We start from the raw sequence: 23377 nt of genomic DNA, 5'->3' as shown, positions 1-23377 counted from the left end.
AAGCATATTCTATATGCTTCGTTAATGACGTTACTTAACGAGAATATGAAATGCTGATAATTGCAGAAAAGAATCTGGCCAGACGGTATTGGGCCAATCTAATAGACTATTTCATCATATTTTCAGTGAGTATTGGATATATTTATATTGTAGGCAAACCTGATTATGAGGGAATTTACAGAGTTTCAGGAGCTCCTGCTTTGCTAATGCCCTTTCTCTGGTTTTTATATTTTCCGGTAGCAGAAGCAATTTTTCACCAAACTCTTGGGAAAGCGGCATTCAATCTCATAATAATTTCAAAGGATGGTGAATATGCCTCGTTTGGGCAGTGTTTTTTAAAACGGATCACTGATCCATTGGAGCTTGCTTTCTGGGGAATTCCGGCTGTTGTTGCAATTACGAAAACGGAACAAAGGACGCGACTTGGAGACATCTTTGCAGGAACATTGACCGTAAGTTCTACTTCTATTTGTAAATACTGTAAATCAGAATTGACGTTAACGGCGAAAGAAGCCCTAAAGCAAAAGTTTAAATGTCCTGAGTGTGGAGAATTAAATGAAAAATACTTGATGGCAAATACTAAAACGAATGACTGAATTTAGTATTTAGCTATTGACTAGTTTCAATCGTAGCCTTGATAAGGCCTATGGACTTGTATATCTGATCAAAAAGGAAATGGGAATCCACCTAACTTTAATAGGGGTTAAAAGTCTATAGATGAATTTTATATATGAGTTATTAGAACCAATTATTCGAATATGCAGTTCAGATTGAACAGATGAAAAAGATTACTTTTTGGCAATACTTCAAGCTTAATAAAACAACAACTTTTTCATGTCTGAAAATATGCTCTATAGTGTTTGCAGGAATAGCTACAACACTATCATTTGCTATCGAATTGAGTGAAGGAATTGAACAAGACCCGTTGATGGCCTTCCTTGTATGCGAACTCATTGGGTATACATTCGCTGCTTTTATATTTATCCTTGCCATAATTGAGGGATATGTAAAAGCCAGACTCGTGATCGGACAGTTCAATCGTATTTCCGCAAAAACCAGGGAGGACCATTCTATTGAAATTCTCCAGAGACCATTAAACTCAAAATATTGGTTCATACAGTTTCAGATTGTCCAATATAAACATGGAGAATACTACGAGTTGGATGGACAGACAGAAAAGGAAATCTTAACTAGTGGACGTCGATTTTAGTAAATGCCTAATGGCCATGATTCTGCAAGGGAATGATTTATGCCTATGTGAGTTTACTTTCAGCATCAATGGTTATTTTTCTGAAGTATACTGATTTTCCGTAAACTCAATGTAACCTTCCTCATTTCATTATTTATATCATTCTCAGAAAATAATATTCCGGTCAAATAATAACCACATATTCGGAGGATTGAATGAGTGCTAAGTTGGGATTCAATTTTGTAATGGTTATGTAAGAGAACAACCGGGAACAGGTTTTCTAATACCGCCAAAATCTCATCAACCGATGACAATATATGTCTCAAAGTGATCATCTGAAAGAATAATTCAAGATCTGCGCTGTGGCACACACTGCCTTGTGATAATTCCAACGTTTCTTTTAAGGTTTGTGTCTTTTAACTGAACGAATACTTCACCGGTATGAACTTTCTGTTTTTGATCATTAATTCCATGATAGTATTAACAGCTTATTTACCTGATCAGGAAGTGGAACTCAAATCAGGCAATCGATCTTTTAAAAGTTAGAAAAATGAAAAAAAATAGTTTAAAAGTAGTTTATGTAGTAAGTATCATTGTTTTAATGATGATATATGTTTCGTGCAATGAGGATGAACCCGGCTCAGATACTCAGAATGGCATGATACTTTACATGCCATCACCTGATAACTGTGATGCTTACGTAATTAGAACAGATGATAATTACTGGTATAAACCTTCGAATTTGAGTAGTGACCTTGAGGTGGATTCATTATATGTCAGCTTCACATTTGACCTTACAGATAAAACCCACCATTGTGGTTTTGGAGGCCCGATTTCAGTGGTAAATCTGACAAGTATTGAGAAAAGATAGTTATCTTCTTCATTTCCAACCTGTCATGTAGCAAAATTAACCTGCCGGATGCATCCGCCTCTCAGTTGAAAACCGGATATAGGACCTGGTTTGATGACTAAACCTCTTTATATTACTTTCTAAGCGAAGGTGAGAATACTATTCAAGTTGATAACGGAAGTGAATGAGATACTACTCATAAATTGCACCGTATGTTCACCTCTGCTTTAACCTTTATGCAACCTTTCTGACCTCCCATTCATCTTGAGCATAAAATAAGTTTGGTAAAACAAAAACTGATCAAGATGACCAAAGAACATTTGATAGCTGTTACCCACGAACAGCGCCTTGGAGCAGGCGAAGGATTATCAAAGTTACGTCTGGCCTTGATGCGTGGACTTTATTTACTGAATTTCATCAGTCTGGCTATTGACAATTGGATAATCATATTCTTTCCTCAAGAACAAATGGATATCCTGTCCGGGGTGGCCATTAGTTTTTGGGCTTCTTTTTCCCTATTGATGTTGATTGGAATAAGATTTCCGACCAGAATGTTGCCTTTGCTATTATTGCAATTACTTTATAAATCTTCCTGGATTATCGGAACATACCTTCCTGCAAAGTCAACCGGGCTGTTAGACGCAAATTTGCAGTCTTTTTTCTGGGTTTGTATTGCAGGGATAGTGCTCAATCTATTTATTATTCCCTGGCCGTATGTATATCACAGATACCTTAAAGATTTTTTCAAATTGAGATAACGAAGCATGCTATAACATAGTTCTGGAATTTAGTCCGGTTCACCGGTTTATCCTGGTAGCGGTACGTTTTTATTTAGAGTATTGCACACCAGAGATACTTTAGTAAATATTTGAATTCAAGTGGGTCATATCTCAACCATTCTCAAAAATTAAAAATTTAGATTAGGAATAGTATGCTCAATTATAATTTGTAAGTTTACGCACTGACCGGATGGTCGGTCAGTAAAATATAAATATGTGATAGATAAAAAAGACCAGATCATTAACGTAGCGACTAAACTCTTTTCTGAAAGAGGTTTTGAAAACACGCCACTTTCCCTGGTTTGTGAAATGGCCAACGTTTCCAAGGGGCTTATTTTTCATCATTTTAAATCCAAAAACGATTTGTTAAGAGAGATATTTTCAAAAACAACAGGGTTGATCATCGAGATCAGTGAGGCTCAAGAGGCAGATCAGCCCCCCCGGCAGAAGTTAGTGGAACTGATAAGATCGTTTTTCGCACAATTGGAATCAGATAAGATGTTCTTCCAATTGAACTTAAATGTGATGCTGCCACCTAATACAAGGGCGCTTTTAAATGACCTGATAAAAGAAAGATCTTCTTTTATCCTGGATTCGGTTAAAAGCATCTTTGATGAGATTGACCCTGAGAATTCACTTGTACTGAGTTATACTTTCATTGCAGAGTTGGACGGGGTTACTTTTGATTACCTGGGAATTTTCGATGAATATCCGCTAAAACAAATCGAAACACATCTAATTAACCGCTACGCTGAATAATGCAATTTATACAAACAGAAGATACAACTACCATTAGTGAGTTAAGAGCAGCGCTCTATCAAAGGTTTTCAGCTCCGGTAGATGCCATGTGGGAGATGCTTTATATTGCTTCTTCTCAACCCTATTTAATAGAGAACGGAACTCAAAAGATTGGTTATTGTAGTATTGATGATAACGAGAGCTTACTACAGATCTTTCTCAATGACGGGTCCAATCATCTTATGGATCGTGTAGTGAAGTCTTTAATTGATTCTAAATTAATATCCGGTGCAAAGCTAAGTTCTATTGAATCCGTTTCATTTAATGCATGTTTAACGTATTCAAGGTCTGTACAAACGAATACATTTTGTTTCCAGTATTACAACAGGCCGTTACAGAATGGACCTCTATTGAATATAGAGCTGGTTTCACAAGAGGATATTCAAGCTATAAAGTCTTTTCTTAAGGATCAAATAGGATTTGATGATACCTTTGGTTATACGGAAAACTTAGTTCAAAGAAGAGAATTCTACGTTGTGAAAGGATCAGGAGATATAATTGCCACAAGTGAATGCAGGCTGAGTGATTCGCAACCTGAAATTGCGGACCTGGGGGTGATCGTAAATAGAGATTATCAAGGAAAAGGAATAGCTACACAAGTATTAAAACAACAGGCAAATAGAGCGCAGGAAATAAAAAGAAGACCTATATGTTCAACTACTTATGATAACGTTGCTTCAAAAAAGGCGATAGAAAAAGCAGGATTCTATTGCTCACATATCATTTTTGATATCAATTTTGCCGATAATAAAACACAAAAAAATGACATACCGGGATTTGGGATATAATGACGCCCTGGAAAGGTACAGGGTCGAAGAAAGTTTAGATTCATTTGAAATAGGAAGAGTGGTCTCAGAACATAAAGAGAGATACGTAGTAAGGACCGCTGATAAGGAACTTGACTCTGAATTACTGGGTAATTTAAGGTTTACGGCGGAAAGCAGGTATGACTTGCCAGCTGTTGGAGACTGGGTGGCAATTTCCGAATATGATACTGATAAGGCATTAATTCATGCAGTCTATCCAAGAGCTTCTATCATAGAAAGACAGGCAGTAGGGAAGAAGGGGCAGGTGCAGATCATTGCCACAAACATTGATTTTGGGTTAATCGTACAGGCGGTTGACAGGGATTTTAACCTGAACCGGCTGGAAAGATATTTAACCATCTGTAATACCTCCAATGTTGAACCCATCATTGTTTTAAGCAAAATTGATCTGCTGGAGCCAACCGACCTGGAGAATATTATTCATCAGATAGAGCAACGGGTTAAAGACATTGCCATCATTCCGGTCAGCAATGAAATAGCCCATGGGTATGATCTCCTGGACCAAATGATCCAAAAAGGAAAGACGTATTGCCTGTTGGGGTCTTCGGGTGTTGGTAAGTCAACGTTGTTAAATAACCTTTCCGGGAAATTATTGATGGAAACAGGGCATATTAGCTCTAGCGTAAATAAAGGAAGGCATATCACCAGCCACCGTGAACTCATTGTATTGGATAGTGGCGGGATCCTGATAGATAATCCCGGAATGCGGGAAGTGGGGATCGCTGATATGACGGGCGGGCTGGAAACTACCTTCGAATCCATCCTTGAGTACGCTAAAGACTGCCGATTCAAAGATTGCACACATATGCATGAAAAAGGTTGTGCGGTACTGGAAGCGGTAGAAAATGGTGAAATTGATGAGGGGGCGTATGCGAATTTTCGAAAAATGGAAAAAGAAAAAATGCATTTTGAATCGGATGCACTGACAAGAAAAAAGAAGGACAAAGATTTAGGTAAAATAATCAAAGACGTCAAAAAACTTAGAAAGCAACATAAGTTCTGACTACAATCAGGATTGAATGGAAGAACAGTATCATGTTAAAGAACAACACTACTCTTAGTCACGCATCAGTAGCCAGAAAAACATTTGCAATAATCATTTCCATGAAGCAAAAAGCATTGTTTGTATTTGCTTTATGCATGTTGCTATCTGTACATGGTATAGCACAAAATGATCCGCTTAGAATTGGAGTGGTCGGGCTGACCCATTCGCATGTTCATTGGATCTTTGGAAGCGAAAAAAAGGGTGATATAAAGATTGTGGGGATTGTGGAGACTAACAGGGATCTGGCCTTGCGCTATGCTGAACAGTATGAATTCCCCATGGGTATGGTATATCGTTCAATGGAGGAAATGATTGAAGCCACCCGTCCGGAAGCAGTTTCCGCTTTTGGAACCATCTATGAACATTTGGAGGTTGTCGAAAAAGCCGCTCCTCTCGGTATTCATGTAATGGTCGAAAAACCATTGGCAGTAAGCTTAGAGCATGCAAAAAAAATGGGAGCCCTTGCTAAAAAGCATAACATCCATCTGCTTACCAACTATGAAACTACCTGGTATCCAACGAATCACAAGGCCTACGAATTAGTGAGGAATGATTCCATCGGAGCCATCAGAAAAGTGATCGTGAGAGATGGGCATAAAGGGCCTAAAAAGATAGGGGTGGACCATGAGTTTTTAGAATGGTTAACTGATCCTGTTCAAAACGGAGGAGGGGCAATTACTGATTTTGGCTGCTATGGTATCAACTTAACCACGTGGTTAATGAATGGAGAAAAACCATATGCCGTTACCGCAGTAACTCAGCAGCAACAACCGGAAAACAACCCCAATGTAGATGACGATGCAACGATTATTTTGAAATACGCGAGCGCCAATGCCATTGTACAAGCCTCGTGGAATTGGCCCATTGGACGAAAGGATATGGAAGTGTATGGCCTTAAGGGGGTGATCTACGCTGATAACCGCCATGACCTGCGTGTGCGGGTTTCCGAAGGCTATGATGGTTATTCGGAAGTATCCTATAAACTTAAAGAAAGATCAGCTCCATTGGATGATCCTTTTTCATTGTTCGCTGCGGTGGTGAAAAACGAAATAACCCTTGAAGCTTTTGACTTGTCCTCTTTGGATAATAATATGATCGTAATGGAAATATTAGATGCGGCGATTAAAAGTGCTAAATCAGGCAAGACCGTTCGAATCGATAAATAAGCTATTGAGATTAAATCGTTTGGACAGGTAAGATGAAGTTGTATCATTGGACAAATAAATGGTTGACCTACGGGCTCTTTTTCTCTGTGATAATTTCATGTGATCATAAGATGACCACATCGGGCAACCAGGACAAGGCAATGGAAACGAACAAATCATACAACCCGGTAGTATATTTTGAAATTCCTGTAACGGACGTGGACCGTGCGATAAGGTTTTACAGTTCCGTTTTCAACGTTAAGTTTGAGAAAGACAGTATTGACCATAACGAAATGGCTTTGTTCCCTTTTTCAGACGACTCTTTTGGCATTTCAGGAGCATTGGCAAAGGGAGAAATTTACAGACCGACAAAAGACGGAGTTGTAATTTACTTCAGGACAGAGAACATTGATGAAACATTAAAGCTAGCCACGGAAAATGGTGGACAAGTGCTTTATCCTAAAACTTCCAATGGTGACCTGGGTTTTGTGGCTGAATTTGAAGACAGCGAAGGAAATAGAATTGCATTGCATCAATCGATAAAAACAACAACGGACGAAGGAAAAGCTACCCATGGCAGTTACTGAACAGTATGAAAGAACTAAAAATCATTTCCCCTTCAGGCCTGCGCTAAGCATTCCTGTTTACCCCGGTCAAATCAAAGCATTGAACATAACATAAATTGAATATAGAAAACCTAAAAATGGCACTAGGTCATAGTATTAGGCAGAATTAGTTGGAATAAGGCCACCGGCATATACCCTTGAATTGTAACTATTTGAAAAACACGTGGTATATAACAAAATCCATCATTTAAACTTAAGCTAATGCATTGGCCATACAAGTTATACTCAGACTATTTTAGCACCAAGCTTATTCTGTTCATTTTCATATTGAGTTTTAGCGATAATGTTTTAGCACAAGAGGAAGAGCTTTGGTTTGGTACATATACCAATGATGCAGGGGAAGTACTTCAAGGGCGGTATAAAATTGTGCGAAAGGGCAGAGCAATTAAGAGACTTATTCTTGAACCTTACGGTAAAGCGCCAATGAAATTCAATATTATTAAAAATGATACGATTCAACGATTTGTAAAGCTTTCCTGGCCAAATGAGCCCGATAATATTGGGACTTTAATTCAATATAGTGATGGATATTACGCAGGAAATTTTGAAGATAGAACGAAGGTGCTCCCCATGGTAATCAAGCAATTTAATTTTCAGGATGCACAGCTACAAGGAAATTGGTTCGAGCCTAGTGAGATCGAAATTAATATTATCGAGCACGCTGTAAAACTGTTAAGCTCTGTTGACGCCTGGAACAAAGACGATGATAGGGTCTGTCATTCGAATGAACCTTACAGCCTTTTTTGCGCCTTGTATGAATCATCGATTCGGGTAGATGGTGAATATCGTCACCTTAGACCGGCAGTAAAATTTGTTCGGGAGGCCATAAAAGAAAAGTACCCCCAGAAATATGAACATGTATTGGTTGACTTCAATAATGCTGAAGAGATAACATTAAAGGAGGTGCATGATATTTTGGGAATAGCCAAAAGAAATTTGCTGGAGGCAATGAATTAGCACATCATAGAATGTGCCCAATAATGGGTTCTGAATCAATCTAAGGAAAATCATTTTACAGGTTATCGAAAGAAAGATATCGCACAGAGCTTACTTGGGGTTGTAATCTGTTGTAATTTTAAGACAACCCTGAACGTATGACACAGAAATTAATACTTCTTATTGCCTTCTTAACCTTTTTCATGATAGCCTGTAGTCCAAAGAAGGTTTTAACAGATAAAGAAAAAGAACTCGTTGCAGATCTCGGGCTGGACTTAGCGCTGATGACGGAACTTCGGGAGTTGACCGATAGCGCCTTCACCAAAAAAATGTCGAGTGAATATGGGATGGAGAATTTCAGAGATTCAACTAATTATAAGTCTTTTAAGAAGAAAGGCCTGGTGGGCATAGTGATTGAGGAATCACAGGAAAATGCATCTAAAGTGGTGAATAAGCTTAAGGATATATTTAGTGAGGAAGGATATTATATCTATTTATCAGAGACAAACTATGGCTATTCCCCCGATAAGATTACCGTGCTAAGGACAGATGATAAGTTTGATGTGTTGAGGTTTGAAGGGACTAATGGGATTAATTATGATATTTATGTAGAGGACATTATACACAAGTTGAAAAATTGGGATGACAAATATGGCCTGGAATTTACAGGAACAGGTTTTGACTTCTTTCAAGCGAATTACCGGAGGCTACCGGAAAATATACAGGAACACGCTGAAGAACTATACTCGTTTTGTCCTGATATTGTTGATCAGGGAGTTGGGTCAATTAGCGCTTTAAAGCAAGAAATTGAAAGATCGAACGAACTGTATTTATGGTGGGATTAGCGCAAACACTTTCATTAAGCCAGGAACATACGCTTTATCACCATACCATTGGTAATAATAACCCCAATTCCGAACTGAATGCAGGCCATAAGCTTGGATTTACTACCCTTATGGTAGATAAAATTGAGAGTGATAATGACCCAGGAGGAAAAGTGGACGATCATGAAAGTTTCGTGGTACTTAGAAAGCCCGTCATTATTGATAAATTTGAGCCATGAAGTGGATGAGCGATATAAAAAATACTTTCTAATCCCCACTCACTATAGCCGGAAGTTAATGATAAAGTCGTTTAAATAATACAGGAAGCCAGGTAGAAGTTATTTTTTAAAATGCTGAGACAACTAAGAAATAGTAGCTTTATAAGCTTCTTTTATGGCTTTATGGCGCTGTACATGCTTAACATATGTGTTGATTCACCCGATGCATTGCCAAATACTGTGCCGGAAGACTTATCTTATAACGATCAGGAGAGTATCATTGAAATAGTACTTGAAAAACTTTTAGGATGTGAAGATGCCATTCCGGAGCTCGATGACAATGATTCTAATCCGCATACAACGTTTAAAAATCACACTGCAATAGACCATTTTATTCTGCCTTCTTTTGAATCAATTCCTAAAGGCAATGCTAATGCAGAAAGAAGCCAAGGAAATTCAATGTATTTTCTATACACCCCCTCTCATTATTTAGAAGTTTACTCCCCACCGCCAGAAGCTTAATTCATTCACGGAATTGACCCGTAACCTGTTTTCGTCCTGAGAACAGGAGACTATCTATTGCCCAATAATTAAAACAAATTAAAATGAAACGTGAATTTCTCGTATACACTTTTTTAATAATAGCATTACCCTCAACAAAAGCTTTCGCTCAAATAGAAGACCATAAAACCACCATGGACAGCCTCTACATTTATGAGGTGGAAGACAAACACGAACCTGATAAAGTACTGCATGCAGAACCACTTTATATAGACCTTATCCGGGACCTTGGCGCCCGAAAAGGTGAAAAAGAGTGGAACGTTGGATTTGGAATAGCAGATAATGAAAACTATGATGAATATGAAGCCTTGGTAGAGTATGAATGGGCGCCTGTAGACAGGCTTGGCCTTGAAGTAGAACTGCCATTTTCTTTTTATTATAATACCATGGGCGAAAATGAAGCTGCCCCAAGTAGTAGTCTGAACAGTTTAAAACTAGCAGCCCAATACTCATTTTTTGTATCTGAAAAACATAAAACAAGTATGGCCATCGGTTACATTCATGAGTTTGAACTGACCGAATTCGACAATTATGGCAAAGATGATTTGTTTCAGGGAAACGTTTATAATCCATTCTTCATTGCCGCTAAGCGTTGGGATGACCATTTTCACACGTTGGTGTATACAGGGCCGAAAATTGAACACCATTTCCATAATGGTGCAACACGTACAAGTTGGGAGGTAAACAGCAACTTTCACTATATGATCACAGGGACAAGAAATTTTATAGGGATAGAGTTTAACAAAACCTTTGAAAAAAGCGATTTTGATATGACCATAAGACCTCAGATGAGGGTGGGTATTGCTGATAATTTATTGGTCGGTATTGTAACCGGGATACCTATAAACAGGGAAAATCAAAGGTTCAGTTCTTTTTTAAGACTGATATACGAACCGGGACATAAGAAGCTCCACCATTGACCCACTTGAGAAAAATTATCGTGGAAGTTATTGGTTTTAATGAACCTTGAAATTAAAAAAGTTGTGGCCTTCCTCTCTTATGGAGGTTGCCACGGCTTTATCGCTGCAACTTCAAAAGCAAACGATGTACTTGCTACGGACTTCATGATAGGCTAGCTTAGACTAAACTTAAAAGCCGGGCTTATCCTCTGTTAATACGTTAATTACAACGAATGGCATTATTCTTTAGAAACACCTTGATCGTCTGTTTTCTCATTTCCGCTTTAGGTAGTGTTTTCGGGCAGAAAAACTGGAAAGAGATCACTACCGTTGAAGCTTTGTGCGAGAACTACCCAGCATTAATACAAAACATGTTCATCCAGTTTGACCTGGACTATCCCGGAATGGAAAATGTGAAAGCTGCGAAAGAAAAAGGACGGATGGCAGATGCCTGTAATCATTTGCTTGCCTACTACAAAACCAGTAAAACTGCTTCACATCTGAGAAGAAAACCACCTGTGAAAACAGACGAAACAGATGCCCTTGCCGATACAATTTTAAACAATGTTTTTACCATTCAGAATGTCAGAGGGGAAGTGCCGGTTGTTGAAGACGGGCATCGGGATTGGTATTACACCGGCCCTAATAACGATAAAGAGTGGGCCTGGCTCTTGAACAGACATGATCAATTAGGCAGTGTTTTTGATACTTATATGGAAACAGGAAACTTAAAATACCTTAGGTATATTGACTTGTTTTTAAGGGATTTTATTATCAAAAGCCAACCTTATCCTGCAAAAAAAGGCTGGGGGTCAATATGGCGTGGGTTGGAAGTATCATTTAGAGGTAAGCAATGGACACGTATTTTTTATGGACTCATAAATAACGAACAGGTTTCACCAGCTACCCAACTGCTGATACTCAGCAGTCTGCCCGATCATGCAGATTACAATCGCCAGTACCATTTGGGGGGGAACTGGTTGACGATGGAGCTATCTGCTCTTGCCGTGGTGGCGGCAAATTTTCCGGAATACAGGAAATCAGATGAATGGCTGGAATACGCTATGCGTAAAATGACCGAAAGTATAAAAGAACAGGTTTATTCCGATGGAGTGCAGAAGGAGTTGGCCTCACATTATCATCATGTAGCACTCACGAATTTTGAAGAGTTCCAAGCGACTTGTGAATTAGCCGGCAAAAATATACCAGGTACTTTTACCCAAACTTTGGAAAAAATGTATGACTACCTGGCCAAATCCATACGTCCAAATGGTTTTGGAGCGCTGACCAACGATAGTGACTTAAACTATAATCGTGATACAATTTTAGTAGCTGCAAAAAAATATGATCGGCCGGATTGGGAGTATATGGTTACCAACGGAGTGTCCGGAATTCAACCTAAGGGAGAGGTGTCCTATTTTTATCCATGGGCCGGGCAATTGATATCCCGCAGTGGTTACACTCAAGATGGACACTGGTCCATGTTTGATATCGGACCCTGGGGCATCGGGCATCAACATAATGACAAATTGCATATTTCGGTATCTGCGTATGGAAAAGACTTACTGGTGGATGCCGGAAGGTTTGCATATACGGGTGAAGTGGCCAAGAAATTCAGGTCTTATGCCCTTGGCAGTGCTGCTCATAATATTATCATGATAGATGGCAAAGGACAGGGGCAGGGGCCACCGGTAGCCAAAGAACCGCTTGGAAAAAATACGTATAAGATCACAGATGAATTTGACTTCGCTACCAGTTCGTTTGATGCCTACAACAATGTAGAAGGGGAGGTGAAACACATTCGATCGGTTTTTTATGTTCGGGGGGATTTTTGGGTCATAGTCGATAGAATATTGACCGATAGGCCCAGACATATTGAAACGTTGTGGCATTGGCATCCCAGGTGTAAGGTGCTACAGGATGGACCTGTAGTAAAAACCGATCATGATGAAGGTAATCTGGCTATTATTCCCGTAGGCAGCCACAATTTTGGAATTGACCTCATTAAAGGCAGGGAAAAGCCAACACCGCAAGGTTGGTACAGTTCAATGTATAATGTATATGAACAGAATGTCGCTAGCAGTTATGGTATAGACATTAGTTCAAATTCAACGTTTATTTGGATACTCCAACCTTCAAAAAAGAAGGTGCCTTTATTGAGATCAAAAATACTTTCAGAGAATGATAATGAGATCAAACTTGAGGTAAAATCAAAAAAGAATACTTACCTGATCAATATACCTTATTTTGATAGTGCTGAGGCAGCTTTGAAGGTTAACTGACACACTGATCTTTTCTTTAAAGACTAAAATTTCAAGTAGATTGATCTACTTAGGCCACTCATGATAATTCATATAAAACTGTGCGGCTGGTGGTCCACGGGTAGTGCGGTCCGTTTGAGGGTGGTGTGTAGGCAGGCCTAAGGAGCTGGTTTTGTGCATTTTGCAGGGAAAACGGACTTTAGCCGTGGCGCCCTTTTCTTTTGGGCGTGCAAAAGAAAATGAAAACCGAACTTAGAACTCCAAAAAGTGGCTAAATCACCGGATTTCGAGGTAAAAGATCATCTCTTGGTTTTGAAAAAATGCTAATCAAAGGCAATAAGGATCACTTTTACACCGAAATCATTTTTCATGAGCAGCCTACTTAAAAGCGGTTTACAGGGCCAGCCCATCTACTTGCAGTAGATCGTTCAATGTATTAGTTTAGAAGAAAGCAACAAGGGCAACCCTGCGTTATTTATTTTGATGTTACATGAAAGAACGGATATCTATCAAAAACTATAATTTCAAAAAACGTAATCTTTTTTCCGGGCCACACCTCTTGGGTTTGATACTGATAGCTGCAGGATTATTTGCATTGATTAGTCCGACCATTTTAGAAAGTGATAGTTCTTTTGAAAAGATCCTTTTAGTAGGAACAGGGGCTATTGCCATCGGGTTGGTAATCGTTTCGTCTTACCATGGAATACTCATCGATTTTGCCGGAAACAGGAGCAAAGAATATTTCTCACTTTGCGGATATAAATTCGGTGAATGGGTAGAGCTACCCAAAATAATAAAAGTAAAGCTTAAATCAGTTCAGTACAAGGCCACCAACACTCCTAACGGCATTAGTCCCACGTTATCAGGAAATATAACGGATCATAGAGTTTTATTATATGCCGACAAACCCACTCCTGTCCATTCATTTATTTATGCTAAGGAAGAACGTGCCTTCCAGGAAGCTAACTATTTGGCTTCTGGTTTCAACACAGTTTTTGAAGGGAATCAATAATACGTTTCGATTATAAAGGGCTATGTGTCATGCTGCTACTATCTTCATTTGCTTGAAGATCACACTTTGCCAGTCTAACCTAATAGCCTGGCCTTTAATATTCTGGCATTTAATTCAGCAATATTGACGATGGATATACCTTCCGGGCATTCCACCTCGCAAGCGCCGGTAAATGTACAATGTCCGAATCCTTCATAGGCCATTTGTTTGGTCATTTCCAGTACGCGCCGGTGTTGTTCGGGTTTGCCTTGAGGCAATGAATTCAGATGATTGATCTTGGCGGAGGTGAATAAAGCTGCTGAAGCATTCTTACAGGTAGCTACACATGCCCCGCATCCGATACAGGCCGCAGCGTCCATCGCTTTATCGGCCACGTCTTTACCAATAGGAATGCTATTGGCTTCAGGAGCGGTTCCCGTTTTAGCGCTGATGTACCCCCCTTGTTCTATGATTCTGTCCAGCGCTGATCGGTCCACTATCAGGTCCTTTACTACCGGAAATGCCTGGGCACGCCACGGTTCCACCACAATGGTATCGCCATCATTGAAGCTGCGCATGTGAAGCTGACAAGTGGTCATATTAGCATGAGGGCCATGGGCGCGGCCATTGATAAAGATACCGCACTGCCCACAGATACCTTCACGGCAATCATATTCATAGGCAATGACCTTCTCATTTTTCAAAACAAGCAATTCATTCAGGTGGTCCAGCGCTTCTAAAAAAGACATGTCTTCCGTTAACCCATCTACTTCATAGTCTTTTAAACGGCCCTTGTCTGTGGGGCCGTCTTGCCTCCAGATTTGAAATGTAACCTTCATTGTTGTTTATTTATAGCTTCGCACACTGGGTTGAATAAATTCAAAATCCAATGGCTCTTTATGTAATTTGAAATCCCCATTCGAATACTCCCAGGCAGATACAAAGGCGTATTTATCATCTACCCGTACGGCTTCTCCGTCTTCGGTCTGGTATTCTTCCCGGAAATGTGCACCACAGGATTCTTCACGGTCCAGCGCGTCCGTACACATTAATATCCCGAGTTCAATAAAATCCGCCAGCCGGAGTGCTTTTTCCAGTTCCGTATTCAGCTCATTGCTGTGTCCGGTGACGTTTACTTCCGTCCAAAAGTCCTCGCGGATTTTTTTGATCTGTCCTATGGCCTTTTGTAGTCCCGATTTGTTCCTGCTCATGGCGCATTCCTGCCACATTACCTTGCCTAGTTCCCTGTGGAAGTGGTCCACAGTTTTGCAGCCGTTTACTGCCAGAATGTGATCAATGTGCTCTTTTACTTCTTGCTCCACTTTACTGAATTCAGGATGTTCTGTGGTTTCATGTTCTTCCTTTAGCGCCTGCGCCAGGTAGTTGTTGATGGTATTAGGTAAGATAAAGTATCCGTCCACGCTGGCTTGCAATAAGGAATTAGCGCCGAGCCGGTTCGCCCCATGATCAGAAAAGTTGCATTCTCCTACGGCATACAATCCCGGTATGGTCGTCATCAATTCATAATCTACCCACAAGCCGCCCATAGAGAAATGAGCCGCTGGCGATATCTGCATAGGTTCGGTGTACGCATCAATACCGGTGATCTTTTTGTACATGGTGAACAGGTTACCATAACGATCGTTGACCGTCTCCATCCCAAACCGTTCGATCGCGTGTTTGAAGTCCAGGTAAACGGCATTTTTGAGCCTGCCAATCCCATAACCCGCGTCTATTCTTTCTTTGGCTGCCCGTGAAGCAATATCCCTTGGGGCCAGGTTTCCGAAGCTGGGATAGCGCCGTTCCAGGTAATAGTCACGTTCTTCTTCCGGGATGTCATTGGCCTTTCGTGTATCCCCTTTGGTTTTAGGCACCCAGATCCTCCCGTCATTGCGTAAAGACTCCGACATCAGGGTGAGTTTGGATTGTGCTTCACTGGACTGGGGCAGGGCAGTAGGGTGTATTTGTGTAAAACTCGGTGAGGCGAAGAACGCCCCTCGTTTGTGGGCCTTCCAAAGGGCACTACCATTACAGCCAATGGCCAATGTGGATAACCGGAATACCCTTGAATAACCTCCTGTGGCCAGTACTACGGCATCGGCAGCAAATCGTCTGATCTTCCCACTTTGTAAGTCACGTGCGATGATCCCTTTGGCTTTTCCATCAATAACCACCAGGTCCAGCATCTCATGTCGTGTAAACATCTCCACCTTCCTGGCACGGATCATTTTATTGAGCTGTGAGTAAGCTGCGAGTAAGAGTTGCTGGCCGGTTTGACCGCGGGCATAAAAGGTCCGTTCTACCTGCACTCCTCCAAAACTTCGATTGACCAATACCCCGCCATATTCACGGGCGAAAGGTACCCCTTGTTGTGTAAAATGATCTATCAAAGGAGCGGAGAGCTCAGCCAGACGATAGACATTGGCTTCGCGCGACCTGAAATCACCGCCTTTGAGTGTATCATAAAACATACGCCAAACACTGTCCCCATCGTGCTGGTAGTTTTTGGCGGCGTTTACCCCTCCCTGTGCAGCCACTGAGTGGGCCCGTCTGGCGGAATCCTGGTAGCAGAAGCAGGAGATGTCATAGCCTAATTCTGCCAATGTAGCAGCAGCTCCGGCCCCGGCAAGCCCTGATCCTACAACAATGACTTTAAGTTTCTTCTTATTGGCGGGGTTTACCAAACGACTTTGCGCCTGATAATTTCGCCACTTTTCTTCTATTTTTCCTTCGGGAACTTTAGCATTTAACATGATACGTGTTATTTAAAGTAAACGACCAACGGAATGATCCCGAACCCAACCGACATAATGGTCGCGTAGATCAGGGAAATTTTGCTTACTACGGCAAGTCCCTTTTTATGATAAAAACCAAGGGTTTTAAAGGCGCTTTTCAAGCCATGATCCAGGTGCCACCCCAATGGGATCATGAGTAATGTATAGAAAAGCACAAAGTAGATGTTCTGGAACAAGCTGTAGGTCACTTCATAAACATCTACATTACCCGCACTGTCCAGCCCTACCGGTGCTCCTATTCCCAGCTTTACCCTGGCCCAGAAATTAGCAAGATGAACGACGATAAAAAGTAAAATGAACATCCCAATCAACCCCATGTTTTGAGAGGTCCAGGTACTGTTTTCCTGGCTGCGGTTTACCACATATCTGTGGGGCTTGGCTTTCCTGTTTTTATAGGTAACGATAATGCCATAGAGGACATGGAAGAAGATAGAAGCGTAAAGAGCATAAGCTACAACTTTTATGACCGGACTTTCCCTGAGTGTGGTGGAATAGCCATTGTATGCTTCGCGTGCTACTTCTTCAGGCAATAAGAGTATAAAATTGGCAGAGAGGTGAACGATCAGGAAAAGGCAAAGAAATAAACCACTGGTGGCGATGATACTTTTTCTTAAGAACATAGAATACGTTTTTGCTCTGTTTACAATTACAAAGTACTCTCTTTAAAGTCGGGATTCATCACTTTTTTCATGAGGATGATGGCAAACAGGTTTGCGTCTCCTTCCAACTGAATCAGACAGTTGATTAAGATATTGATAACCAGGAAAATATATTGTTTCCTTGGTTATCGCTAATGATAAAAATCATACATGGAGTTCCGCCTTATATTCCGGGTGCATCAGGTTTTCGACACTCAAAATGCGGTCTAATTCTTCTTCCGATAACAGTTCCTTTTCCAGGATCAATTCACGGATGGTTTTTCCCGTAGCCACGGCTTCTTTTCCAATGACATCGCCCATATGGTGTCCGATGAATGGGTTTAAAAAAGTGATAAGACCTACTGAATTCAGGACCATCTGTTTTGTGTGCTCTGCATTGGCGGTAATGCCGGTGATGCATTTATCCGTCAGCGTCATACAGGCGTTAGACAGTAATTCAATAGATTCAAACATACATTGTGCTATAACGGGTTCCATTACGTTCAATTGTAATTGACCGGCTTCGGCAGCAAAAGATATGGTCACGTCATTACCAATGATCTTGTAACATACCTGGTTCACCACTTCCGGAATGACCGGGTTTACCTTGGCAGGCATAATGGAAGAACCGGCCTGTAGTTCCGGTAGATTAATTTCATTGAGCCCACATCTGGGGCCGGAAGACAATAAACGTAAGTCATTGCATATTTTCGATAATTTGACAGCAGTCCTTTTAAGTGCCCCGGAGATCATTACGTATGCTCCTGTATCTGAAGTGGCTTCGATCAGGTTGGCCGCTTTTACAAAACTGGCCTTGGTTAACCGTTCTAAATGTCCGATGGATATTTCACTAAAACCTTTGGCTGCATTTACTCCCGTACCAATGGCTGTGGCCCCCAGGTTTACTTCTAAAATTAGGTCCCGGCACTTTTTGAGGTTTTTTGTTTCCTCTTTCAGGTTGATGGACCAGGCTGCAAATTCATCCCCCAGCGACATCGGTACAGCATCCTGTAACTGGGTGCGCCCCATTTTGATCACTTTGGTGAACTCCGCGGCCTTTTTATCCAGGTGCGTATTCAGGTGGTTGATCTTTTCCAGTAAAGAATTGATGTAAAAATATATCGCTACACGGAAACCGGTGGGGTAGGCATCGTTAGTAGATTGAGATTTGTTCACATGATCATTGGGATGAAGTATGTCATAGCTCCCTTTAGGATGTCCGGCAAGTTCAAGGGCTGAATTGGCAATTACCTCGTTCGCATTCATGTTTACTGACGTACCCGCACCACCTTGAAATACATCAGTAGGAAAACAAACAGCATACTTTTTTAAATTGTCAAGTATTTCATCACATGCTTCAAGGATCATGTCCGCCTTATCAGCAGGAATGGTGCCGATTTCTTTGTTAGCCAGGGCGCAGGCCTTTTTGGTGATAACCATGCCTTTTACAAAGAAAGGGTAGTCACCAATTTTTGTGTTTGAGATTTGAAAATTGTCAATAGCCCTTTGGGTATGAACGCCATAGTAGCGCTTTTCATCGATGGTCAATTCACCGAGTAGGTCAACTTCTTTTCGTGTACTCATGATGTAGTTGGTAAGTGATTTTAGTTTGGCTTGTTGTTTATTAAATAGGATAACCTCTTAATAATGAACACAAAAATAACTCTATATGATTGTTGCTTTCGCCTTAACTATAAAAAAAGTATTGGACAGAAGTATTTTCCTATATAGTCTTTACTACATATTGCGTATCGAAGCCAATAAAGCTTCATATTCAGCCTTTTTACTTTCCAGGTCTACTCTGGAAGTTTGTATTTCCATATGAAAGCCTGCTTTTTCGTTCCAAAAAGTAATGAGCATAAGATATTGTCCGTAGGGATGATCCTCTGTTCCGGAAGTGCCTATTGAAAAATGAGCCCCTTTTATGGTCAGTGGGTTCTTGGAGTCATCAGGAGAATAGGTTGGGCCTATTGTATCTCCCATGGTAGTGTAAAAGCCTAATTTATCATCCAGGTAGTGGACTTCATCTTTAAACCAACTTGATTTATCCAGGGTTACGATGATAGAAGGGTTGATTAGCCTCCCTTCTCCCTGGACGTGATCATGAGAATAACTGTATTGGACCTTACCATGTTCCAGTTTTCCCGTTTTGCCAAAAAGTACCCATTCCTTTGGTAAGTCAAAGGCGATACCGGCTTCCGGGATTTCAAAAGTGTTCATATTCATGTTGGGTTTGTTTTCCGATGAAGCTGTATAACAGCATAGTGTTATGAAGATGGTGTAATAGTGTATTTTCATAGTATTCAACTTTTCAATTCAGTTAAAAAGGGCCAATGACTATGTGTAATTCATTCTGAGTACTGTATTGATCCTTTCCATAATGGATATTGTTAATGGGCGTATGGGTCACGCCTTTCATTTGGTAGATTTTAGAAAAAGCGTTTTGTAACGTTATTACCACCGAGTCTGGTTCTGACCAACCTTGTGAAATGTTCGTTATCTTGTTTCCCAGATCGATTTCTTTCTTTATAATACATTTTAAGGGATGAGGTGTATTTTCTAAGAGTTTTAAATAGCGAATGATCTCTGCTGGTTTTAGGTGGTTACTAAAATGGCGATAATCAAAATCTTGTAAACTTTTTGGCATGGACTACTTTTTCTTGATGATGTGGGGGATTAGCGCCGGGTCAATGGTACATTCGATTTCCACAGCATTTAGGTTAGGAATATTTCTCTCTGTGTTCTCGCTGATAGTAGTATTTTCTACGTCGTTGGCCTCTGTTTCTTCCACTTGTTTCCTGGCAAATTTCAGGTGGCTATTCAAAATCATTTTAATGTTTTTTTCATGGTCGGTGATCTTTCTTTCTGAGATGGTGCTTATAGTTTCATTTTTAAGTAAATGGCTGCTGCCATCAGCACCACGGAATAAAACTTCTTCAGAAAGGTAGTCTCCATAATCCGATAGGAATTCGACTGCAATCAGATGATCTTCACCATCAAAATAGTAACTTTTATAGGTTTCAGTTCCTTCCATCTGAGATTCAGATTGTCCATACAAGAGCGTGAGACCATCGTCGAAATACCACGTAAAGAAATCATTTGACTCATAGCCCGAAATGGTTATTTCGATCGTAAGTAATGCCTCAATTTGACTCTCTCTTATGCTTTGTATTTCCAGCCATTGTGCCTTAACCGAAGCGGTGTCTATCTGTATGGAATGTTCCCTGGAGTTGACATTTAAAAAAACAGATTTTGCGAGCTCCGACGGCAAATTGCCTCTCTCAAATGAGACTATGGAACTGTTGCTGTTTTCATGTGTTAACAGGACCATAAATAAAAAGAAAGATCTTGCGGCTTTAATAGGTATTGTCATTGCATTGCCAATAAGTTTGGTTGAGAACCTTGTGCTGTTTTATTACTTTTAAGATCATATCAAGGGAGGTGTAATCCTGAGATCATGGTTGATACAAGGTTAATCGGTTTCTCTTTTTTGTAAAAAAAACAGGATCTACAAATGATCTACAATAGCCTCCGTTTCCAGTAATAAGGTGAGTGAGTTGGTTTTATTATTTACTTTTTTGATGTAGAGATGAAGGTCAATTGCCACCAATTGTATAGTCACAAAGAGTGTTCAGAATTCTATCAATTTTATTTCAGCGAATAATATAAGAGAAGAAATTAAAAAAATACCTGTCCGGGTTAAAAGTAAGCGGTGCGACAAATATATCATTTCTATATAGACAGACTTGTCTGAATAATAGAATTACCACTACATTTACCAAAAAAACGATGGAAAAAAGACACCCTTTACCTCCTTTTACACGGGAGACCGCAACGCAAAAGGTACAGGCTGCTGAAGATGCCTGGAATACCAAAGATCCGGAGAAAGTAGCTTTAGCCTATACACCGGATACTGAATGGAGAAACCGGAATGTATTTCTCAATGGCAGGGCAGAAGTACAGTCCTTCTTGACGGACAAGTGGAAGAAAGAATTGTCTTACAAGCTCAGAAAGGAGCTTTGGAGCTTCACGGATAACAGGATAGCCGTACGCTTCGAATACGAGTATCATAATGCAAAAGGACAGTGGTTTCGGGCGTATGGTAATGAAAACTGGGAGTTTGATGAAAACGGGTTGATGCAAAAACGGTATGCCAGCATCAATGATCTGCCCATAGAAGAGGGGGAAAGAAGATTGTAATTTTTTTAAAGCTAAACAGACAGACCAGTCTATATAGCATGAGACGAATTTATTTATTCACACTTTTTATTCTGATGATACGCGTTGATGCGATCGGAGGGACAACTGAAAAACCAATATATAAAAATATGGATCATTCAAAAACTGTTATTGCCTATCGTTCCCGGGAAATTCAGGGAGTTAAAGTAGCCTATAGAGAAGCGGGCAACCCGGAAAACCCGGCCATTGTATTGTTACATGGGTTTCCTACATCAAGTCATATGTATCGTAAGGTGCTGGCTGCCCTTTCAGATGAGTATTACCTGATCGCTCCGGACTATCCCGGGTTTGGGGAGAGTGACTTTCCTTCTCCTGATACTTTTGAATATACATTTGATCACCTGGCTTCGATCATCGATGATTTTTTAGAGAGCATGTCGATAAACCGGTATGCATTAATGATCCAGGACTATGGGGCACCGATCGGTTTTAGAATTGCTACCGCCCACCCGGAAAGGGTCACTGCTATTATCAACCAAAACGGTAATGCTTATGAAGAAGGTCTGGGGGAAGCCTGGAAAGACGTTAAAGCATTATGGAAAGACAAGAATACGGCAAATGAAAATGCCATGTTAGGTGCATTTTCACTGGAAGGATTAAAATGGCAATATACGCATGGTACACGCAACCCTGATCACGTCAACCCTGATACATGGAATTTGGACTTTCTGAGACTTTCACGTCCCGGGGCACATCGTGCGAACCTTGACTTATTTTATGATTACCAAAACAACCTGAAATTATACCCCCAATGGCAAAAATATCTAAGGGACCATCAACCTCCTTTGCTCATTGTATGGGGGAAAAACGACGCTTTTTTTCCTGAATCCGGTGCAGCGGCCTTTAAAAAGGACGTTCGTAAAATAGATTATAACCTTTATGATACAGGACACTTTGCCCTGGAAGAAGATGGCGGGGATATTATCAGGAAAATACGCACTTTTATGCATCGAATAAAAGGATAATGAAAACGAAGTAAGCAATGCAAGAGAATCTTGAGGTGCGTGAAAGGATACTTACAGTAGCCACAACGCTTTTTCATCGGCAGGGATACAATGAGACGGGGATCAACCAGATCATCAAAGAAGCTAATGTAGCCAAGGCCAGCCTGTATTATCACTTTGCCACCAAAGATGATCTTTGCATTGCCTATTTAAAACGTCGTCACGAGGTTTGGAACGACACCTTGCAAGAATTCATCCGGGACAAGGAAGATAAAATACTTGCAGTATTTGACTTTTTGATGGAGGATAACGAACAGTGCAACTATCGTGGGTGCAGTTTTCTGAACCTGCTGCCAGAGGTCCCACCGGGTAAAAAAGAGATGTTGTCAGAAGTGCAAGAACATAAAAAGGGAGTGTTGGCCTTTTTTGAAGCTGAAATTAAGGGAAGTGATCCGGACCTGCCCTTTACGGTTTATTCTTTGTTTGAAAATGCTATTATTGAAAGCCAACTGTTTCAAAGTCAGGAACCTGTGTTAAGGCTGAAGAGAATTGTGGTGTCTTTACTTAGAGCGAATGGCTGAAAAGTATAGTAGTTCTTTCTTATTTTGAACGATTTCCCCATTTTCAACGCATGCAGTTGTAAAACGAATATTTTCTTACCAAAGCATTTGTAATATTTAAATTGAAACCCAAACGCTTGCCTCACCTCCTATGTCAGAAAAATATGAAGCTGGTGAATCATAATACCCCTATTTCATAATAATCACTGTATTTGACATTATGAATGAGAAGCTCATAGTGGCATTACGATG

General features: G+C 40.5%; 26 protein-coding genes. 19 read left to right on the top strand and 7 right to left on the bottom strand.

Going from position 1 to position 23377, the window contains the following annotated elements; genetic code table 11:
- Positions 1-50: 50 nt before the first annotated feature.
- From FNH22_RS05995 to FNH22_RS05920, 16 genes are all read left to right on the top strand, one after another.
- Entirely contained in the window at positions 51-596 is a 546-nt protein-coding gene (locus FNH22_RS05995; RefSeq protein WP_143397436.1) for an RDD family protein, read from the top strand.
- A gap of 182 nt (positions 597-778) precedes the next feature.
- Positions 779-1210, top strand: a complete 432-nt coding sequence (locus tag FNH22_RS05990) for a hypothetical protein (protein ID WP_143397435.1) — start codon at positions 779-781, stop codon at positions 1208-1210.
- Between the two features lie 529 nt (positions 1211-1739).
- A complete protein-coding gene (locus FNH22_RS05985) occupies positions 1740-2060 on the top strand; it encodes a hypothetical protein (RefSeq protein WP_143397434.1) in 321 nt (106 codons plus the stop codon).
- Positions 2061-2344: 284 nt separating this feature from the next.
- Entirely contained in the window at positions 2345-2797 is a 453-nt protein-coding gene (locus tag FNH22_RS05980; RefSeq protein WP_143397433.1) for a hypothetical protein, read from the top strand.
- 237 nt (positions 2798-3034) lie between these two features.
- Positions 3035-3577, top strand: coding sequence for a TetR/AcrR family transcriptional regulator (locus FNH22_RS05975; protein WP_255517996.1), 543 nt, complete (start codon positions 3035-3037; stop codon positions 3575-3577).
- Positions 3577-4404, top strand: coding sequence for a GNAT family N-acetyltransferase (locus tag FNH22_RS05970; protein ID WP_143397432.1), 828 nt, complete (start codon positions 3577-3579; stop codon positions 4402-4404). The genes FNH22_RS05975 and FNH22_RS05970 overlap by 1 nt, the downstream gene beginning before the upstream one ends.
- Positions 4379-5446 (top strand): ribosome small subunit-dependent GTPase A, encoded by a 1068-nt coding sequence (gene rsgA, locus FNH22_RS05965; protein WP_143397431.1) that lies wholly within the window; start codon positions 4379-4381, stop codon positions 5444-5446. The genes FNH22_RS05970 and rsgA overlap by 26 nt, the downstream gene beginning before the upstream one ends.
- A gap of 101 nt (positions 5447-5547) precedes the next feature.
- The gene (locus FNH22_RS05960; RefSeq protein ID WP_143397430.1) at positions 5548-6654 is read left to right on the top strand and encodes a Gfo/Idh/MocA family protein; all 1107 of its coding nucleotides are present in this window, start codon (positions 5548-5550) and stop codon (positions 6652-6654) included.
- 32 nt (positions 6655-6686) lie between these two features.
- Positions 6687-7220 (top strand): VOC family protein, encoded by a 534-nt coding sequence (locus tag FNH22_RS05955; protein WP_221420220.1) that lies wholly within the window; start codon positions 6687-6689, stop codon positions 7218-7220.
- Positions 7221-7460: 240 nt separating this feature from the next.
- Complete coding sequence (locus FNH22_RS05950) at positions 7461-8216, top strand: hypothetical protein (protein WP_143397429.1); 756 nt, start codon at positions 7461-7463, stop codon at positions 8214-8216.
- 137 nt (positions 8217-8353) lie between these two features.
- Entirely contained in the window at positions 8354-9040 is a 687-nt protein-coding gene (locus FNH22_RS05945) for a DUF4253 domain-containing protein (RefSeq protein ID WP_143397428.1), read from the top strand.
- The gene (locus tag FNH22_RS05940; protein ID WP_143397427.1) at positions 9028-9258 is read left to right on the top strand and encodes a hypothetical protein; all 231 of its coding nucleotides are present in this window, start codon (positions 9028-9030) and stop codon (positions 9256-9258) included. The genes FNH22_RS05945 and FNH22_RS05940 overlap by 13 nt, the downstream gene beginning before the upstream one ends.
- Positions 9259-9369: 111 nt before the next feature.
- Positions 9370-9759, top strand: coding sequence for a hypothetical protein (locus FNH22_RS05935; protein WP_143397426.1), 390 nt, complete (start codon positions 9370-9372; stop codon positions 9757-9759).
- Between the two features lie 83 nt (positions 9760-9842).
- Positions 9843-10718, top strand: coding sequence for an HAEPLYID family protein (locus FNH22_RS05930; RefSeq protein ID WP_143397425.1), 876 nt, complete (start codon positions 9843-9845; stop codon positions 10716-10718).
- Positions 10719-10930: 212 nt separating this feature from the next.
- Positions 10931-12979, top strand: a complete 2049-nt coding sequence (locus tag FNH22_RS05925) for an alginate lyase family protein (RefSeq protein ID WP_143397424.1) — start codon at positions 10931-10933, stop codon at positions 12977-12979.
- 469 nt (positions 12980-13448) lie between these two features.
- Positions 13449-13970: a hypothetical protein gene (locus tag FNH22_RS05920; protein WP_143397423.1), complete on the top strand. Its 522-nt coding sequence runs from the start codon at positions 13449-13451 to the stop codon at positions 13968-13970.
- Between the two features lie 74 nt (positions 13971-14044).
- Here the strand turns inward: FNH22_RS05920 and FNH22_RS05915 are convergent, their stop codons facing one another.
- The 7 genes from FNH22_RS05915 to FNH22_RS05885 form a co-directional block, all read right to left on the bottom strand.
- On the bottom strand, positions 14045-14788 hold the full coding sequence (locus FNH22_RS05915) for a succinate dehydrogenase/fumarate reductase iron-sulfur subunit (RefSeq protein WP_143397422.1): 744 nt from the start codon (positions 14786-14788) through the stop codon (positions 14045-14047).
- A gap of 6 nt (positions 14789-14794) precedes the next feature.
- Positions 14795-16702, bottom strand: a complete 1908-nt coding sequence (locus FNH22_RS05910) for a fumarate reductase/succinate dehydrogenase flavoprotein subunit (protein ID WP_221420219.1) — start codon at positions 16700-16702, stop codon at positions 14795-14797.
- Between the two features lie 8 nt (positions 16703-16710).
- On the bottom strand, positions 16711-17364 hold the full coding sequence (locus FNH22_RS05905; protein ID WP_143397420.1) for a succinate dehydrogenase cytochrome b subunit: 654 nt from the start codon (positions 17362-17364) through the stop codon (positions 16711-16713).
- A 183-nt stretch (positions 17365-17547) separates the two neighbouring features.
- Positions 17548-18966 carry an aspartate ammonia-lyase gene (gene aspA / locus FNH22_RS05900; RefSeq protein WP_143397419.1) on the bottom strand — a complete coding sequence of 473 codons (1419 nt, stop codon included), beginning with the start codon at positions 18964-18966 and terminating at the stop codon, positions 17548-17550.
- 153 nt (positions 18967-19119) lie between these two features.
- Positions 19120-19602, bottom strand: coding sequence for a hypothetical protein (locus FNH22_RS05895; protein ID WP_185154097.1), 483 nt, complete (start codon positions 19600-19602; stop codon positions 19120-19122).
- Positions 19603-19702: 100 nt separating this feature from the next.
- On the bottom strand, positions 19703-20029 hold the full coding sequence (locus tag FNH22_RS05890) for a hypothetical protein (protein WP_143397417.1): 327 nt from the start codon (positions 20027-20029) through the stop codon (positions 19703-19705).
- Positions 20030-20032: 3 nt separating this feature from the next.
- Positions 20033-20755, bottom strand: coding sequence for a hypothetical protein (locus FNH22_RS05885; RefSeq protein WP_143397416.1), 723 nt, complete (start codon positions 20753-20755; stop codon positions 20033-20035).
- Positions 20756-21171: 416 nt separating this feature from the next.
- Between FNH22_RS05885 and FNH22_RS05880 the strand changes: the two genes are divergently transcribed.
- The 3 genes from FNH22_RS05880 (at position 21172) to FNH22_RS05870 (ending at position 23146) form a co-directional block, all read left to right on the top strand.
- Positions 21172-21582 (top strand): nuclear transport factor 2 family protein, encoded by a 411-nt coding sequence (locus FNH22_RS05880; RefSeq protein ID WP_143397415.1) that lies wholly within the window; start codon positions 21172-21174, stop codon positions 21580-21582.
- 128 nt (positions 21583-21710) lie between these two features.
- Positions 21711-22586, top strand: a complete 876-nt coding sequence (locus FNH22_RS05875; RefSeq protein ID WP_143397414.1) for an alpha/beta fold hydrolase — start codon at positions 21711-21713, stop codon at positions 22584-22586.
- 17 nt (positions 22587-22603) lie between these two features.
- Positions 22604-23146 (top strand): TetR/AcrR family transcriptional regulator, encoded by a 543-nt coding sequence (locus tag FNH22_RS05870; RefSeq protein ID WP_143397413.1) that lies wholly within the window; start codon positions 22604-22606, stop codon positions 23144-23146.
- Positions 23147-23377: the final 231 nt, after the last annotated feature.

Source organism: Fulvivirga sp. M361 (genome assembly GCF_007097395.1).
Lineage (GTDB): Bacteria > Bacteroidota > Bacteroidia > Cytophagales > Cyclobacteriaceae > Fulvivirga.
Note: the sequence above shows the minus strand (reverse complement) of the source record. Positions and strands in the feature narration are given on the sequence as shown.

Coding starts and splice junctions, on each gene's coding strand:
- FNH22_RS05995 (WP_143397436.1), top strand. CDS start 51: ATGCTGATAATTGCAGAAAAGAATCTGGCCAGACGGTATTGGGCCAAT.
- FNH22_RS05990 (WP_143397435.1), top strand. CDS start 779: ATGAAAAAGATTACTTTTTGGCAATACTTCAAGCTTAATAAAACAACA.
- FNH22_RS05985 (WP_143397434.1), top strand. CDS start 1,740: ATGAAAAAAAATAGTTTAAAAGTAGTTTATGTAGTAAGTATCATTGTT.
- FNH22_RS05980 (WP_143397433.1), top strand. CDS start 2,345: ATGACCAAAGAACATTTGATAGCTGTTACCCACGAACAGCGCCTTGGA.
- FNH22_RS05970 (WP_143397432.1), top strand. CDS start 3,577: ATGCAATTTATACAAACAGAAGATACAACTACCATTAGTGAGTTAAGA.
- rsgA (WP_143397431.1), top strand. CDS start 4,379: ATGACATACCGGGATTTGGGATATAATGACGCCCTGGAAAGGTACAGG.
- FNH22_RS05960 (WP_143397430.1), top strand. CDS start 5,548: ATGAAGCAAAAAGCATTGTTTGTATTTGCTTTATGCATGTTGCTATCT.
- FNH22_RS05955 (WP_221420220.1), top strand. CDS start 6,687: ATGAAGTTGTATCATTGGACAAATAAATGGTTGACCTACGGGCTCTTT.
- FNH22_RS05950 (WP_143397429.1), top strand. CDS start 7,461: ATGCATTGGCCATACAAGTTATACTCAGACTATTTTAGCACCAAGCTT.
- FNH22_RS05945 (WP_143397428.1), top strand. CDS start 8,354: ATGACACAGAAATTAATACTTCTTATTGCCTTCTTAACCTTTTTCATG.
- FNH22_RS05940 (WP_143397427.1), top strand. CDS start 9,028: ATGGTGGGATTAGCGCAAACACTTTCATTAAGCCAGGAACATACGCTT.
- FNH22_RS05935 (WP_143397426.1), top strand. CDS start 9,370: ATGCTGAGACAACTAAGAAATAGTAGCTTTATAAGCTTCTTTTATGGC.
- FNH22_RS05930 (WP_143397425.1), top strand. CDS start 9,843: ATGAAACGTGAATTTCTCGTATACACTTTTTTAATAATAGCATTACCC.
- FNH22_RS05925 (WP_143397424.1), top strand. CDS start 10,931: ATGGCATTATTCTTTAGAAACACCTTGATCGTCTGTTTTCTCATTTCC.
- FNH22_RS05920 (WP_143397423.1), top strand. CDS start 13,449: ATGAAAGAACGGATATCTATCAAAAACTATAATTTCAAAAAACGTAAT.
- FNH22_RS05915 (WP_143397422.1), bottom strand. CDS start 14,788: ATGAAGGTTACATTTCAAATCTGGAGGCAAGACGGCCCCACAGACAAG.
- FNH22_RS05910 (WP_221420219.1), bottom strand. CDS start 16,702: ATGTTAAATGCTAAAGTTCCCGAAGGAAAAATAGAAGAAAAGTGGCGA.
- FNH22_RS05905 (WP_143397420.1), bottom strand. CDS start 17,364: ATGTTCTTAAGAAAAAGTATCATCGCCACCAGTGGTTTATTTCTTTGC.
- aspA (WP_143397419.1), bottom strand. CDS start 18,966: ATGAGTACACGAAAAGAAGTTGACCTACTCGGTGAATTGACCATCGAT.
- FNH22_RS05895 (WP_185154097.1), bottom strand. CDS start 19,602: ATGAACACTTTTGAAATCCCGGAAGCCGGTATCGCCTTTGACTTACCA.
- FNH22_RS05890 (WP_143397417.1), bottom strand. CDS start 20,029: ATGCCAAAAAGTTTACAAGATTTTGATTATCGCCATTTTAGTAACCAC.
- FNH22_RS05885 (WP_143397416.1), bottom strand. CDS start 20,755: ATGACAATACCTATTAAAGCCGCAAGATCTTTCTTTTTATTTATGGTC.
- FNH22_RS05880 (WP_143397415.1), top strand. CDS start 21,172: ATGGAAAAAAGACACCCTTTACCTCCTTTTACACGGGAGACCGCAACG.
- FNH22_RS05875 (WP_143397414.1), top strand. CDS start 21,711: ATGGATCATTCAAAAACTGTTATTGCCTATCGTTCCCGGGAAATTCAG.
- FNH22_RS05870 (WP_143397413.1), top strand. CDS start 22,604: ATGCAAGAGAATCTTGAGGTGCGTGAAAGGATACTTACAGTAGCCACA.